We start from the raw sequence: 13,318 nt of genomic DNA, 5'->3' as shown, positions 1-13,318 counted from the left end.
ATATGCCACTGCGTGGTGGGTGACGCGTCACCGTCCACTGACACGCGTTCCCCGCCACTGGCGTCAGTGACTTTCCCATTCCCGGATACCGCGGTCCGGATCGCATTGTTGCGATCCGTTGCTTTCTCCGGTGATGAAACCACTTCAACCACCCTGTAAGGACGCTGCGTTGCACTTGAGTGGTGGCTGAATGCGCCTTTGGGAGGGGGGGTGTTCCTTTGTGTTTCCGGGCCGGTTTCGCGTGTCGATCCGCATATCAGGCGACGGCCTGGCCGAGCAGGGCCAGATGTGCGCAGTGCTGCGTGACCATGAAGAAGCGGTACGGGCGGCGGCGCAGATGGCGGTCGTCGGTGGCGTGGCCCGCGAGCGTCACGGCGGCCAGGGCCAGGCCGCCCACCAGGACCACGCAGGCGGTGGGCAGTTGCTCCGGCGCCCAGCGCAGCGCTCCGGCGGTGAAGAGGGTGCCCACGGCGACGGCGCCGGCCGCGACCAGGACGCGGGTGCGTCGTTCGCCCAGGGTGACGGCCCAGGTCCGGCGGCCGGCCGCGGTGTCACCTTCGATGTCGGAGAAGTCCTTGGCGACCGCGCCGACGAGCGCCATCCACAGGGACATGGCGAGGGCCGTGAGGAACAGCGCGGGTGAGCTGGGCGAGACGCCGAGCGCGAGGGGGCCTGCGGCGTAGGTGAGAAGCCCGGAGAGGAACACGACGCCCATCGCCGCGGGTGTGCTGTTCTTCCAGACGGTGCGGGGTGCGGAGTAGGCGTGCCCGAGCAGGAGCATGGCCGTGCACAGCAGCAGGGGGCCGAACCCGGCGCACGCCGCGGATATCAGCGAGGCGACGGCCGCACCGCGGGCGACGAGCAGTGCGGTGTGACGGGGCAGCCGGCCGCTCGCGATCGGGCGGGCCGAGCCGTTGACCCGGTCCTCGTGGTAATCCGTGCATCCGTTGTAGAGATAGGTGTAGAAGATGGCGCCGAACCATGCGAGGGAGCCGAACACCGCCTGAAGAACCGGTCGGGTGCCGAGGGCCGGATCCGCCGCGAGCGCCAGTGCGATACCGGCGAAATAGCGGAGCTGGAAGGCCATCAGAACGGCGGGGCGGGATTCTTCGATGCAGAGTCGCAGAATGCTTGGAATCCGGTACTTCGAACCACTGGGTGCAGTCACAGGCAGTGGCCGTATCGTCGCCATAGGCATGCCCAGGAGCCTAGGCACGGGCAGGGGTACCTGACTGTTCTGCAAATGAGCCATGCCTACCACTAAAGAGGCATGGAATACCGGCGGGTCGGATTCCGGAATTCCTCCCGTGCCGGAGCGGGCTGTGCCGGAGTCCTATGCCCCTGTTCCGGTAGCCGGCCCATCGCCGGAGTCCTGAGCCTCCGTTCCGGTATGCCGGTCCACCATCGGAGTCCTGAGCCTCCGTTCCGGTATGCGGGTCCACTGCCGGAGTCCCGAGCCTCCGTTCTGGTACGCCGGTCCACCGCCGAAGTGGACCCCCCGCCCGTCTCCCGCCCGCGCTTCGCTGGTGAGCAGGCGGGCGCCGTCGTTTCCGGCACCCCGCTTCCCGTTATGGGCCGTTGGCAGCCCTGGTCCGTTTCCGACCCCGGGAAGCCATCATGCGTACCCTCCTGTCCCCGTCCCTGCCCTCTTCGTCCTCGTCTCCTTTCCCGAGCATCCCGGTTCTCGCGCCGGGGGAGATCCATGTCTGGTCCGTCCCGCTGGACCATGTGCCGCCCGAGCGTGCGGACCTGGTCCTCGATCCCGGCGAACGCGCCCGTGCGGCGCGGATCCGTCACCCCCGTGCGCAGTGGCGCTACCGCCGGGCGCATCTCGCGCTGAGGACCGTGCTCGGCGGCTACCTCGGCGTCGCTCCCGGTCTGCCCCGTTTCACCCGCCGCTGTCCCGAGCCGGAGGTGTGCGGCGGCTGCGGCCGCGGACGGCCTGTGCTCGTGGACGGGCCGTGGCCTGATCTCGGCTTCAGCCTGTCTCATTCCGGAGCCGCCGCCCTGGTGGGCGTGGCCGGGGAGCCGGGCGCGGTCGGCGTGGACGTCGAGCGGCTCCGCGCGACCTTCGACTGGGGGCGTGTGCCCGCGGTGGGGGCGCAAGACCGGATTGCTGGATTCCGCACCTGGACCGCGGTCGAGGCGGTGGGCAAAGCGGCGGGAACCGGTCTGCGGATACCGGTGTCGGTCGGCGCTCCCGGGGCGGGCGGACTGCGGCGCGCGCACCGGTCAGGTGATTCCGCCGACTGGTACGTTCACGATGTGGACTGCCCCGACGGATATGTGGGTTGCGTCGCCACGGCGATGTCAGAGGCTGCGGTAAGCGTTTTCTCGTGGCCGTCACGCAACTTGTCTCAGAACGTGGGACGGGTGGAGTCGTGTTGACATTCCGTAACCGTACGATGATGATCCGACAGTCGGTTTCTGATGAGGGTGGGGGCTCTTTTGATGCATTCCGGTTTTGTTGAATCCGACACGGCCGAACAACTTCTGGGCCGGACGCATGAATTACTGTCCGACTACCGGGGCCGGCTCGAAAAGATCAAAAGCCCCCTGGTCGCTTCCGAAGAGACCTGGCATACCTGCGCCCTGCAGGCCGAACGGATCATCCGGGACTGCGCGGACAGCCTGCGCAACGGCCGGGCCGATGTGCGCGACCGGCTGATCCAGCAGGTCGAGGGCCTGGGTGTGGCGCGGGCGACGCAGGGCATCGACGCCGTCCACTCCATCCGTGCCGGGATGATCCTCTTCGACATCGTCTTCGACGCGCTCGGGAAGGCGATGGTCGACTCGCCCGCCGCGTTCGACGGCTTCCAGGCCGGTGTGCGTACGTTGCAGCAGGGGATCGGCAGACGGCTGGAGGCCGGCGCGATCGGCCACGACACCTATCTGCTGAACACGGTGCGGGAGGTCAACGCGGCCAGCCAGCGCCAGCTCGCCCGCGAGATACACGACCACCTCGGCAACCACGTCAGCCTCGCCCTGCGCCGTATCGAGCTGCACGAACTGACCTGGGAATCCAGCCCCGACGAGGTCGCCGTGCGGATCGGGGCCGTCAAGGACACCCTCACCGAGGCCCTCGGCATCATCCGCGACCTGGTGACCCAGCTGCGCCGTGCCGACCGCGAGGGCACGCTGGAGTCGGCGTTCACCGCGTTCCTCGAATCGATGGAGATCACCCCCTCCAAGGTGCGGATCAAGGTCAACGGCAGTGAGGAGTGGGCCCCGCAGGACGTGCTCGACGAGGTGTTCCTCGTGGTGCGGGAGTGCCTGCGCAACTCCCTGGCGCATGCGGAGGCCGAGCACGTGCTCGCGACGGTGGACATCGCACCGTACAAACTGCAGGCGCTGATCGAGGACGACGGATGCGGCTTCGACGTCTCGGAGGCCGCCACGGCGGGCCGGGCCAACGGGATCGCGTCGTGCACCGAGCGGGTCGAACTGCTCGGCGGCACCATCCTGTTCGCCAGTGCACCCGAGGGAACCCGGGTCACGCTCACGATCCCGCTGATGGACCTCCCAGGTGATTCCGTTGAACGCGCGACCTGAACTGATCCGCATCCTGGCGGCCGACGACCACACGCTGCTGCGCACGGCGCTGGCCGAACTGCTCAACGCTGAGGACGACTTGCAGGTCGTCGCCCAGGCGAGCAGTGGGCGGGGGCTGGTCGAGCTGGTGGAGCGGCACCAGCCGCATGTGCTGCTGCTCGACGTCGAGATGCCGGACCACCACCCCCGGGCGGCCGTGCGCGGGCTGCTGGAACGATTCCCCAGCCTGCGGATCATCATCCTCACCATGTACGACGACCAGCCGCTCGTCCATGAGCTGCTGCAGCTGGGCGCCCGGGGCTATCTGCACAAGAGCGTCTCCCGGGCGGCGCTGCTGAGCGCGGTCCGCAACGCCGCGCGGGACGACGACCAGATCACCATCCTGGTGCCGCGCTCGGGCTACACGGCGGGTGGCGACCAGGCGCACGACCAGGAGGCCGGGCCGGTGTCGCCGCGCGAGCGCGAGGTGCTGACGTGCGTCGCGGAGGCCATGAGCAACCGGCAGATCGCGGCCAGGCTCGGCATCACCGAAGGCACCGTCAAGCGTCACCTGCGCAACATCTTCGACAAGCTGGACGCGGTGTCGCGCATCGACGCGGTGAACAAGGCGCTGGCCCAGAAGCTGATCGCGGCACCCCGGGGCCGCTCGATGCGCTGAGGGGCGCGTGGCCGCTCGACGCTCCGGGGCCCGTGGCCCCGGGCGGAGGGGCCGCCGTACGGGCTCAGCCGCGGCGGGCCTCCTCGTACCGCCGTACGGGCTCAGCCGCGGCGGGCCTCCTCGTACGACGCGCCGATGGCCGCCACGGCCTCGGAGATGCCGGTGAGGGGCAGTGAGCCGTATCCCAGGAGCAGGCCCGGCTCGCCGGGCGGCCCGCCGAAGCGGAACGCCGCGCCGCTGCGGACCAGGACCGAGCGGCGCAGGGCGCCGTGCACCACGGCCGCCTCGTCGGTGCCCGGGGGCAGTACGGCGTAGCTGTGCAGGCCGGCCGCGCAGCCGATGATGCGGGCCTCGGGCAGGGACTCGTGGACGGCCGCGGCCAGCGCCTCGCGGCGGGAGCGGTAGCGGGAGCGGACCCGGCGCAGGTGCCGGTCCAGCAGGCCGCTGCGCATCAGCTCGGCGAAGGCCAGCTGGGTGAGGGTGTCGGAGCCCTGGTCCTGGCGGGAGCGGACCCGCTCCATCAGCGGGTACAGCTTCGGGGGTATCGCCAGCCAGCCCAGCCGCAGACCGGGGACCAGGACCTTGCTCGTGGTGCCCGCGTAGACCACCCGCTCCGGGTCGCCCTCCTGCAGTGCGGTGGGCCTGACCCCGCGGTCGAACCAGAACTCGCCGTCGTAGTCGTCCTCGATGATCCAGCCGTCCCGGGCCCGCGCCCAGGCCAGGAGCTGTTCGCGGCGCTCCGGCGACATCATGACCCCGGTCGGGAACTGGTGCGCGGGGGTGACCAGGACCGCGCGGGCGCCCGAGCGCTCCAGGGCCTCGACGATCAGGCCCTCCTCGTCGACGGGGACCGGCAGGGGTGTCAGCCCGGTGTCCAGGATGAAGCGGCGCTGGCCGCTGTGTCCCGGCTCCTCGATGGCCAGTTCATGGATGCCGAGGCGCTGGAGGGAGTCGGAGAGCAGGGCCAGGCCCTGGGCGAATCCCGCGGTGACCATCACCTGCCCGGGCTCGGTGTGGACCGAGCGCACCCGGCCCAGATAGCCGGAGAGTTCGTTGCGCAGTTCGGCGATGCCGGCGACCGGGGGGTAGTCCATGCCTTCGCGGCCGACGTTCTGCAGGACCTTCGTATAGGAGTTGAGCCACTCCTGGCGCGGGAAGTTCGACAGGTTCGCTATGCCGACCCGCAGATCCCAGCGCGCGCTCGTCGCCGGACGGGAGTCCAGCAGGGAGGTGTCGCCGACGCTGTCGGGCATCTTCCGCGCGACATGGGTGCCCGATCCGCGGACCGCGTCCAGGTAGCCCTCGGCGATCAGCTGCTCGTACGCCTCGACCACCACACTGCGCGAAAGCCCCAGGTCCAGGGCGAGTTGACGGCTCGACGGCAGGCGTGCGCCGGGGTGCAGAACCCGGTCCTCGACCCTGGTCTTGATGGCGTTCTGGAGCTGTGCGGTGAGTGGCACCGCCGAGTCCCGGTCCACTTGCACCGACAGATGCCAGGCCATCTGGTCTGCTCCGTCTCCCCCGCAGTGGTCTGGGTGGTCTCCCTCGCCCACTGGCCTACTTGATCACGCCAACGGCCTTTATTTATAGCACTCAGAGGGAGAACCCCATGGCTGAAATGACTGGCGTACTCGCTCCCGTGATCCATGGGCGGGACGGCGCAAGCGTCTTCGACGAGAAGATCGAACGCCGCACCCTGCGGGTGGGAATCGTCGGCCTCGGATACACCGGTCTGCCGCTCGGTCTCGGCTTCGCCGCGGCCGGCCTCCGGGTCCTCGGGATGGACACCGACGCCGAGCGCGTCGGCCGGGTGGCCCGCGGCAGTTCCTACCTTCCGGACGTGAGCGACTCCGAACTGGCCGCGGTCGGCGAGCGGTTGAAGGCGACCACCGAGTCCGGCGAGCTCGCCGGATCCGACGTCCTGATCGTCTGCGTCCCCACCCCGGTCACCGGTGACCAGCAGGCCAACCTGGACTACGTGGGGGCCGCGATGGACTCGGTGGCGCCGCTGCTGCGCCGCGGGACGCTGCTGATCCTGCAGTCCACGGTCCCGCCGGGCACCACCGCCACCGCGGCGGCCGCCCTGGCCCGCGCCACCGGCCTGGAGCCGGGCACCGACTTCCACGTGGCGATGGCCCCGGAGCGGGTCGACCCCGCCAACACGAGCGGCTGGAACCTGTCGAACACCCCGAAGGTAGTGGGCGGCCTCACCGAGGAGTGCACCCGCCGCGCGGCGGCCCTGTTCGGGCTGGTCTGCGAGACGGTCGTCCCGGTGTCCCGGACCGAGGTCGCCGAACTCTCCAAGGTCTTCGAGAACACCTTCCGGCTGGTCAACATCAGCCTCACGCTCGAACTGTCCGACCTGTGCCGGGCGTTGGACATACCGGTCCGCGAGGTGATCGACGCCGCGGCCACCAAGCCCTACGGCTTCCTCCCGCACTACCCGGGGCCGGGCGTCGGCGGCGAGTGCATCCCGGTCGATCCGCTGTTCCTGCGGGAGGCCGCGCACCGGGCCGGCACCGGAATGGACCTGGTGGCCGCCGCGTTCGAGCGCGTGGAGCAGCGGCCCTGGCAGGTCGTGGAGCGGCTCGCCGAGCTCGTCGAGGCGCGCGGCTCCTCCCTGAGGGGCGCCAAGGTGCTGGTGGTCGGGGTCAGTTACAAGTCCGGCGTCGCCGATCTGCGCAACGCGCCCGCCCTGGACGTCATCCGGGGCCTGCGGGCCGCCGGGGCCGTCGTCTCGTACCACGACCCGCTGGTGCCGGGGCTCGTCGTCGACGGGGAGCCGGTCACGTCGGCCGACTGGGCGGTGGTGGAGCTGGCGCAGCTGGACGCGGCGGTGATGGTCACCCCGGTGCCCGGCCTGGAGCAGGACCTGCTGTGGGGCATCCCGCCGGTCGTGCTCGACACCCACAACAAGCTCACGGCGGCCAGCAATGTGGCGGTGCTCTGATGGCGGCCACCCTGCTCGCCGGCCGTGCGCTCCCCACCGTCACCCGGGACGCGGTCGCGGGTCGTACGGTGTCGGCCGAGGCGGCCCGGGCGGCGGTGGCGGAGCTGCTGGACGAGGCCACGGACGAGGTGGACGCCGCTGCCTTCCTGACCGCGGTCGCGGTGGGCGGGGCGAGCCCGGTCCTGGTGGCGGCAGCGGTGGAGGCGGTGCTGGCGGTGGCCAGGCGGGTCGCCTGGACGGGCCCGGCGGTCGATGTGGTCGGCACCGGCGGTGACGGCAGCGGCTCGGTCAACATCTCCACGCTCGCCGGTCTGGTCGCCGCCTCGGCCGGGGCGACCGTGGCCAAGGCCGGTAACCGGGCGGCGACTTCGCAGTGCGGGAGCGCCGACCTGCTGGAGGCCCTCGGGATCGACCTCGACCCCGGGGAGCGCCTCACGGAGCTGCTGGCCGAGCACCGGTTCGCGTTCCTCTTCGCACCCGCGCTCCATCCGGCGCTGCGGAGACTGGCCCCGGTCCGCCGCCGGCTCGGCTTCCGCACCCTGTTCAACCTGTCCGGCCCGCTCGCCAACCCGGTCCCGCTGACCGGCCGGCTCATCGGCACGGCGACCCGGCAGGACCAGGAGGTGCTGGCGCAGGCCGCCCTGCGGCTCGGCTACCGGCGGACCTGGGTCATCCAGGGCTTCGACGGGATGGACGAACTGACCACCGCGGGCCCCGCACGGGTGCTCCAGGTGGACGGCGGCGAGCTCACCGAGTTCACCGTCGACCCGGCCGGGCTGCCGCTGCGAGCGGCCGGACGGGCCGAACTGGCGGGCGGTGACGCGGCACGCAACGCGGTCCTCGCCCGCCAGGTCCTCGACGGGACGGCCCCCGCACCGTTGCTGGACACCGTCCTGCTGAACGCGGCGGCCGTGCTCCAACTGTCCGGTCACGCCCCGGACCTGGCGTCCGGCGTCGCCCTGGCGCGCAGCGCCGTGGAGCAGGGAGCCCCGGCCGCCCTGACCGGCCGGCTCGCCCGCAGCCGGACGACGAAGGCCGCCCCGGCCCCGAGGACCGCCCGGGCCCCGCAGACCACCCCGATCACTACCCCGGAGACCACCTGATGGCCACGCACCTCGACGACATCGTCGCCGCCAAACGTGCCGCCTGGAGCGGCCCGGCGGCAGCCGACGCCGCAGCCCGCGGCCGCAGGACACCCGCCGTACCCGGCCGGTTCGCCGCCGCGCTCGGCGGCCCCGACATCTCGGTCATCGCCGAGATCAAGCCCGCGTCCCCGTCCAAGGGCCGGCTGCTCGACCCCGCGCTGGCCGTCCCCACCGCCCGCAGTTACATCGAGGGAGGCGCCTCGGCCATCTCCGTGCTCGCCGACTCGCCCTACTTCGGCGGCTCGCCCGAGCTGGTCCGCACGGTCGCGGAGCACCCGGACGTCACCGTCCCCGTCATGTTCAAGGACTTCCTGGTCGACGTCCGCCAGGTGACGCTCGCCCACGACAGCGGCGCCGACGGCATCCTGATCATCGCCCGCGCCGTCGACGACGCGCTGCTGACCGACCTGGTGCGCACCGCGCACGGCCTCGGCCTCGACGCGCTGGTGGAGACCTTCACCCAGGACGAGGTGGACCGGGCCCTGACCGCCGGCGCCCGCATCGTCGGCATCAACAACCGGGACCTGCAGACCTTCTCGGTCGACCTGGACAACTCGGCCAGGCTGCGCCGCGACATCCCGCGCGGCGTGCTGACCGTCAGCGAGAGCGGCCTGTCGGGCCGCCCCGACATCGAACGCATCGCCGCGCACGGCTTCGACGCCGCGCTCATCGGCGAGTCCCTGCTCAGCAGCCCCGACCCCGCCGCCCAGCTGCGGTCCTACACCGGGGTCCAGATTCTGGAGGTGGCCTCGTGAACGGCCGATTCGGCGAGTACGGCGGACAGTTCGTCGCGGAGACCCTGGTGGGCCCGCTTCAGGAACTGGAGGAGGAGTACCAGAAGGCGCTCCTGGACCCGGAGTTCACCGCGGAGCTCGACAAGCTGCTCAAGATGTTCGTCGGCCGGCCCACGCCGATCACCGAGCTGCACCGGCTCGGGGCCACGGAGAACGGCGTCAAGCTCTGGCTCAAGCGCGAGGACCTCACCCACACCGGCGCGCACAAGATCAACAACTCGATCGGGCAGGCGCTGCTCGCCCGGCGCCTCGGCAAGAAGCAGATCATCGCCGAGACCGGCGCCGGCCAGCACGGTGTGGCCGTGGCCGCGGCCTGCGCCTACCTCGGTCTCGACGCCACCGTCTACATGGGCCGGGTCGACGCCGAGCGGCAGGCCCCCAACGTGCAGCGGATGGAGCTGCTCGGGGCCCGCGTCGAGCTGGTCGACCTGGGCACGGCGACGCTGAAGGACGCCATCAACGCGGCGATCCGCGAGTGGATCGCGCGCCCCGACACCACGCACTACCTGCTCGGCTCGGTCGTCGGCCCGCACCCCTTCCCGACGATCGTGCGCAACTTCCAGTCGGTCATCGGCCGGGAGGCCCGCGCCCAGTTCCTGGAGGCGAACGACCGGCTGCCCGACGCGGTCGTGGCCTGTGTCGGCGGCGGCTCCAACGCGGCCGGGATGTTCAGCGCCTTCCTCGACGACCCGGTCCGTCTCGTCGGCGTACAGGCCGCCGGTGAGGGCAAGGGCGGGCAGGGCGGGCACGCGGCGCCGCTGCTCTACGGGGACCCGGGCGTCCTCCAGGGCACCCGCACCTATCTGCTGCAGGACGACGACGGGCAGATCCAGCTCACCCACTCCATCGCACCCGGCCTGGACTACGCGGGCGTCGGCCCCGAGCACTCCCACTACAAGGACACCGGCAAGGTCGAGTACATCTCCGCCTCCGACAACGAGGCCCTGGACGCGTTCGTCGCACTCAGCTCCCAGGAGGGCATCCTCCCGGCCCTGGAGTCCGCGCACGCGGTGGCCGGCGCCCTGAAGGTCGCCCGCGAGTGCGCCCCGGGTTCCACCGTCCTCGTCAACCTCTCCGGCCGCGGCGACAAGGACCTCACCTCCGCCATGGCCGCCCTCAAGCAGCGTGAGGAGAACGCCCGATGAAGCGCATCGAACAGACCTTCACCGACAACCGGACCAAGGACGAGACCACCCTCGTCGCCTACATCACCTCCGGCTACCCGCTGCTCGGCGAGACCGTCGGCCTGATCTCCGCCGCGGTGGAGGCCGGCGCCGATGTGATCGAGCTCGGTGTCCCGTTCTCCGACCCGCTGGGTGACGGACCGGTCATCCAGGCCACCGGCCAGGCCGCCCTGGACACCGGCACCACCGCCGCCGCCACCCTCGACGTCGTCGCCGAGGCGCGTGCCGCAGGCGTCGAGGCGCCGATCGTGCTGATGGGCTACTGCAACCCGTTCCTGCGCTACGGCCTCACCCAGCTGTACGACGACGCCAGGTCGGCCGGCGTCGACGGGTTCGTCGTCCCCGACCTGCCGGTCAGCGAGGGCGCCGAGTGGCTGGCGCACGCCGAGGCCAACGAGCTGGGCCAGACGTTCTTCACCGCACCCGGCAGCTCGGCCGAGCGCATCGCGGCCTCCGCCGCCGCCTCCCGCGGCTTCCTGTACGTGCTGGCCGCCAACGGCGTCACCGGAGTCCGCAAGGACCTGGACCCGGGCCTCGACGCCTACCTGGAGCGGGTCCGCGCGGCCGGCGACACCCCGATGGCCGTCGGCTTCGGCATCTCCCGCCCCGAGCACGTGGCGTCGCTGCACGGCAAGACGGACGGCGTGATCGTGGGCAGCGCGCTGCTCCAGGCCATCGGCGCCGCCCGGGACGCGGCGGGCCGCCGCCAGGCCGTCACGGGGCTGATCTCCTCCCTCAAGGCGGCCACGCGATGAGTGACGCCACCGCCATCCCGTTCTTCAGCGGGGCCGCCTCCGCCCGCCGGGACCGGGACCGACTGGAGGCCATGGTCCGCCAGGTCGCCGCCTCCGGCCGGTTCACCTCGGGCCCGGTCACCGCCGAACTGGAGGCCGCGATCGCCGCGCGCACCGGCGCCCGGCACGCGGTGGCCGTCGCCAACGGGACCGACGCCCTCGTGATCCTCCTCCGGGCGGCGGGCATCGGCCCCGGCGACGAGGTCATCGTCCCCGCGTACACCTTCTTCGCCAGCGCGTCGTGCGTCCTGCACGTGGGCGCCGAGCCGGTGCTCGTGGACGTGCTGCCCGGCAGCTACGCGATGGACCCGGAGCGCGCCGAGGCCGCGATCACCGAGCGCACCAAGGCGATCATGCCGGTGCACCTGTTCTCGCAGATGGCCGACATGGAGGCGCTGAAGGACCTGGCCGACCGGCACGGGCTGCTCCTGCTGGAGGACAGTGCCGAGGGCATCGACATGCGGGCGGGCGGGGTGCACGCCGGCCTGTGGGGCAGCGGCGGGGTGCTCTCCTTCTTCCCCACCAAGACCCTCGGCTCGCTCGGCGACGCCGGCATGCTCCTCACGGACGACGACGACATCGCCGCGTCCGCCCGGCGGCTGCGCCTGCACGGCCAGGGCACGGACGGCGCGTACGACACCGACGGTGCGTACGTCTACCAGGAGATCGGCTACAACAGCCGCTGCGACGAACTGCAGTCGGCGTTCCTGCTGCACCGCCTGGAGCGCCTCGGCGAGGAGATCGGGCGGCGAGCCGAACTGGCCGCCCGCTACGACCGGCTGCTCGCCCCGCTCGCCGGGACCGTGACGACGCCGTGGATGGCGCCCGCCAAGACGCCGAGCAACCAGGTCTATTACGTGTACCTGATCGAGTGCGACCGCCGCGACGAGCTGGCCGCGTACCTGGAGGCCCACGGGGTCGGGACCGAGGCGTACTACCCGCGCCCGCTCACCCAGCAGCCGCTGCTCGCCCCGCTGCCCGGCTCCCGCCACCCCGTCCCGGTGTCCGAAGCGTCCGCGCGGCGCGCCCTGGCGCTGCCCCTCTACCCCGACCTCACCGATGAGCAGGCCGACCGCGTCGCCGCCCTCGTCCACGCCTTCTACGGAGCCGCATCGTGACCACCGTCATCCCGTACTTCGACTGGCCCGCCCGCTCGGCCGACTGGGCCGACGACCTCGTGGAGGTCTTCCAGGAGGTCGCCGAGAGCGACGAGTTCATCCTGAAGTCCCGGGTCGAGCGGCTGGAGGCGGAGATCGCCGCACGCACCGGGGCGGCGCACGCCGTCGCCGTGGCGAGCGGCACCGGAGCACTGACCGTGGTCCTGGCCGCGCTCGGCCTCGGCGACGGGGACGAGGTCGTCACCCCCGCGTTCTCGTTCGTCTCCACCGCCTCCACCGTCGCCCTGCGCGGAGCCCGCCCCGTCTTCGCCGACGTCGAGTACGAGACGGGCCTGCTCGACCCGGCCGCCGCCGAGGCCGCCGTCACCGACCGCACCCGGGCGCTCCTGCCGGCCTATCTGTTCAGCGGCTCCCCGAAGATGGGCGCCTTCGCGGAGATCGCCGCCCGGCACTCGCTGCACCTGGTCGAGGACAGCGCGATCGCGCTGGGCGCCGAGGTGGACGGCAAGCCCGCCGGCCGGCACGGGCACGCCGGGGTCTACTCCTTCTTCCCGGCGAAGCCCGCGGGCGGCATCGGCGACGCCGGGATGATCGTCACGGACGACGACGACCTGGCCCGTACCGCCCGGATGCTGCGCAACCACGGCCAGCCCGCCGGCAAGCGCTTCTACCACGAGCTCCTCGGCTTCAACTGCCGGATGGACGAGCTGAGCGCCGGCTTCCTGCTGCGCAAACTCCCGCACCTGGACCGGCTCCTGGCCAGGCGCCGCGAGATCGCCGCCGTGTACGAGGAGGGCCTGCGCCCGCTCGGACCGGCGCTGCTTCCCCCGCCGGCCGGGTTCGAGGGCCGCTCCGTCTACACCTACGTGGTGCGCGCCCAGCAGCGCGAGGAACTCCGCGCCCATCTGGCCGGCCAGGGCATCGAGACGGCCGTCTACTACCCGCGCCCCCTCCACCTCCAGCCCGCCTTCGCCCACCTCGGGTACGGGCCCGGTGACTTCCCCGTGGCCGAGCAGCTCTCCCGTGAGGCGCTCGCACTGCCCCTGCACCCGGACATGGCGCCGGGGGCTGCCGAGCAGGTCGTGGCCGCCGTCAGCCGCTTCTACGCAGCGGGGAGGTGAGC

General features: G+C 71.9%; 12 protein-coding genes. 10 read left to right on the top strand and 2 right to left on the bottom strand.

Annotated elements, in window-relative coordinates; genetic code table 11:
* Positions 1–256: 256 nt before the first annotated feature.
* Positions 257–1,168: a UbiA family prenyltransferase gene (locus tag OG446_RS16185; RefSeq protein WP_328894718.1), complete on the bottom strand. Its 912-nt coding sequence runs from the start codon at positions 1,166–1,168 to the stop codon at positions 257–259.
* A gap of 410 nt (positions 1,169–1,578) precedes the next feature.
* On the opposite strand from OG446_RS16185, the gene OG446_RS16180 reads away from it, so the two are divergent.
* From OG446_RS16180 to OG446_RS16170, 3 genes are all read left to right on the top strand, one after another.
* Positions 1,579–2,388 (top strand): 4'-phosphopantetheinyl transferase family protein, encoded by an 810-nt coding sequence (locus OG446_RS16180; protein WP_328894717.1) that lies wholly within the window; start codon positions 1,579–1,581, stop codon positions 2,386–2,388.
* Between the two features lie 63 nt (positions 2,389–2,451).
* Complete coding sequence (locus OG446_RS16175) at positions 2,452–3,552, top strand: sensor histidine kinase (protein WP_328894716.1); 1,101 nt, start codon at positions 2,452–2,454, stop codon at positions 3,550–3,552.
* Positions 3,536–4,210 (top strand): response regulator transcription factor, encoded by a 675-nt coding sequence (locus tag OG446_RS16170; protein ID WP_328894715.1) that lies wholly within the window; start codon positions 3,536–3,538, stop codon positions 4,208–4,210. Before OG446_RS16175 ends, OG446_RS16170 begins: the two co-directional genes overlap by 17 nt.
* A gap of 101 nt (positions 4,211–4,311) precedes the next feature.
* Here OG446_RS16170 and pdxR read toward each other — a convergent pair whose 3' ends face one another.
* Positions 4,312–5,712: a MocR-like pyridoxine biosynthesis transcription factor PdxR gene (pdxR, locus tag OG446_RS16165; RefSeq protein WP_148020077.1), complete on the bottom strand. Its 1,401-nt coding sequence runs from the start codon at positions 5,710–5,712 to the stop codon at positions 4,312–4,314.
* A 107-nt stretch (positions 5,713–5,819) separates the two neighbouring features.
* Between pdxR and OG446_RS16160 the strand changes: the two genes are divergently transcribed.
* From OG446_RS16160 to OG446_RS16130, 7 genes are read left to right on the top strand one after another with little or no spacing between them, the layout of a single operon-like run.
* Positions 5,820–7,160 (top strand): nucleotide sugar dehydrogenase, encoded by a 1,341-nt coding sequence (locus tag OG446_RS16160; RefSeq protein WP_328894714.1) that lies wholly within the window; start codon positions 5,820–5,822, stop codon positions 7,158–7,160.
* On the top strand, positions 7,160–8,263 hold the full coding sequence (gene trpD / locus OG446_RS16155; RefSeq protein ID WP_328894713.1) for an anthranilate phosphoribosyltransferase: 1,104 nt from the start codon (positions 7,160–7,162) through the stop codon (positions 8,261–8,263). Before OG446_RS16160 ends, trpD begins: the two co-directional genes overlap by 1 nt.
* Positions 8,263–9,060, top strand: coding sequence for an indole-3-glycerol phosphate synthase TrpC (locus tag OG446_RS16150; protein WP_328894712.1), 798 nt, complete (start codon positions 8,263–8,265; stop codon positions 9,058–9,060). The genes trpD and OG446_RS16150 overlap by 1 nt, the downstream gene beginning before the upstream one ends.
* Positions 9,057–10,244: a tryptophan synthase subunit beta gene (gene trpB / locus OG446_RS16145; protein WP_328894711.1), complete on the top strand. Its 1,188-nt coding sequence runs from the start codon at positions 9,057–9,059 to the stop codon at positions 10,242–10,244. Before OG446_RS16150 ends, trpB begins: the two co-directional genes overlap by 4 nt.
* Complete coding sequence (trpA, locus tag OG446_RS16140) at positions 10,241–11,038, top strand: tryptophan synthase subunit alpha (RefSeq protein ID WP_148020082.1); 798 nt, start codon at positions 10,241–10,243, stop codon at positions 11,036–11,038. Before trpB ends, trpA begins: the two co-directional genes overlap by 4 nt.
* Positions 11,035–12,195, top strand: coding sequence for a DegT/DnrJ/EryC1/StrS family aminotransferase (locus tag OG446_RS16135; protein WP_328894710.1), 1,161 nt, complete (start codon positions 11,035–11,037; stop codon positions 12,193–12,195). Before trpA ends, OG446_RS16135 begins: the two co-directional genes overlap by 4 nt.
* The gene (locus tag OG446_RS16130) at positions 12,192–13,316 is read left to right on the top strand and encodes a DegT/DnrJ/EryC1/StrS family aminotransferase (protein WP_328894709.1); all 1,125 of its coding nucleotides are present in this window, start codon (positions 12,192–12,194) and stop codon (positions 13,314–13,316) included. Before OG446_RS16135 ends, OG446_RS16130 begins: the two co-directional genes overlap by 4 nt.
* The last annotated feature ends 2 nt before the right edge of the window (positions 13,317–13,318 follow it).

Source organism: Streptomyces sp. NBC_00236 (assembly GCF_036195045.1).
Lineage (GTDB): Bacteria > Actinomycetota > Actinomycetes > Streptomycetales > Streptomycetaceae > Streptomyces.
Note: the sequence above shows the minus strand (reverse complement) of the source record. Positions and strands in the feature narration are given on the sequence as shown.

Coding starts and splice junctions, on each gene's coding strand:
- OG446_RS16175 (WP_328894716.1), top strand. CDS start 2,452: ATGCATTCCGGTTTTGTTGAATCCGACACGGCCGAACAACTTCTGGGC.
- pdxR (WP_148020077.1), bottom strand. CDS start 5,712: ATGGCCTGGCATCTGTCGGTGCAAGTGGACCGGGACTCGGCGGTGCCA.
- OG446_RS16160 (WP_328894714.1), top strand. CDS start 5,820: ATGGCTGAAATGACTGGCGTACTCGCTCCCGTGATCCATGGGCGGGAC.
- trpD (WP_328894713.1), top strand. CDS start 7,160: ATGGCGGCCACCCTGCTCGCCGGCCGTGCGCTCCCCACCGTCACCCGG.
- OG446_RS16150 (WP_328894712.1), top strand. CDS start 8,263: ATGGCCACGCACCTCGACGACATCGTCGCCGCCAAACGTGCCGCCTGG.
- trpA (WP_148020082.1), top strand. CDS start 10,241: ATGAAGCGCATCGAACAGACCTTCACCGACAACCGGACCAAGGACGAG.
- OG446_RS16135 (WP_328894710.1), top strand. CDS start 11,035: ATGAGTGACGCCACCGCCATCCCGTTCTTCAGCGGGGCCGCCTCCGCC.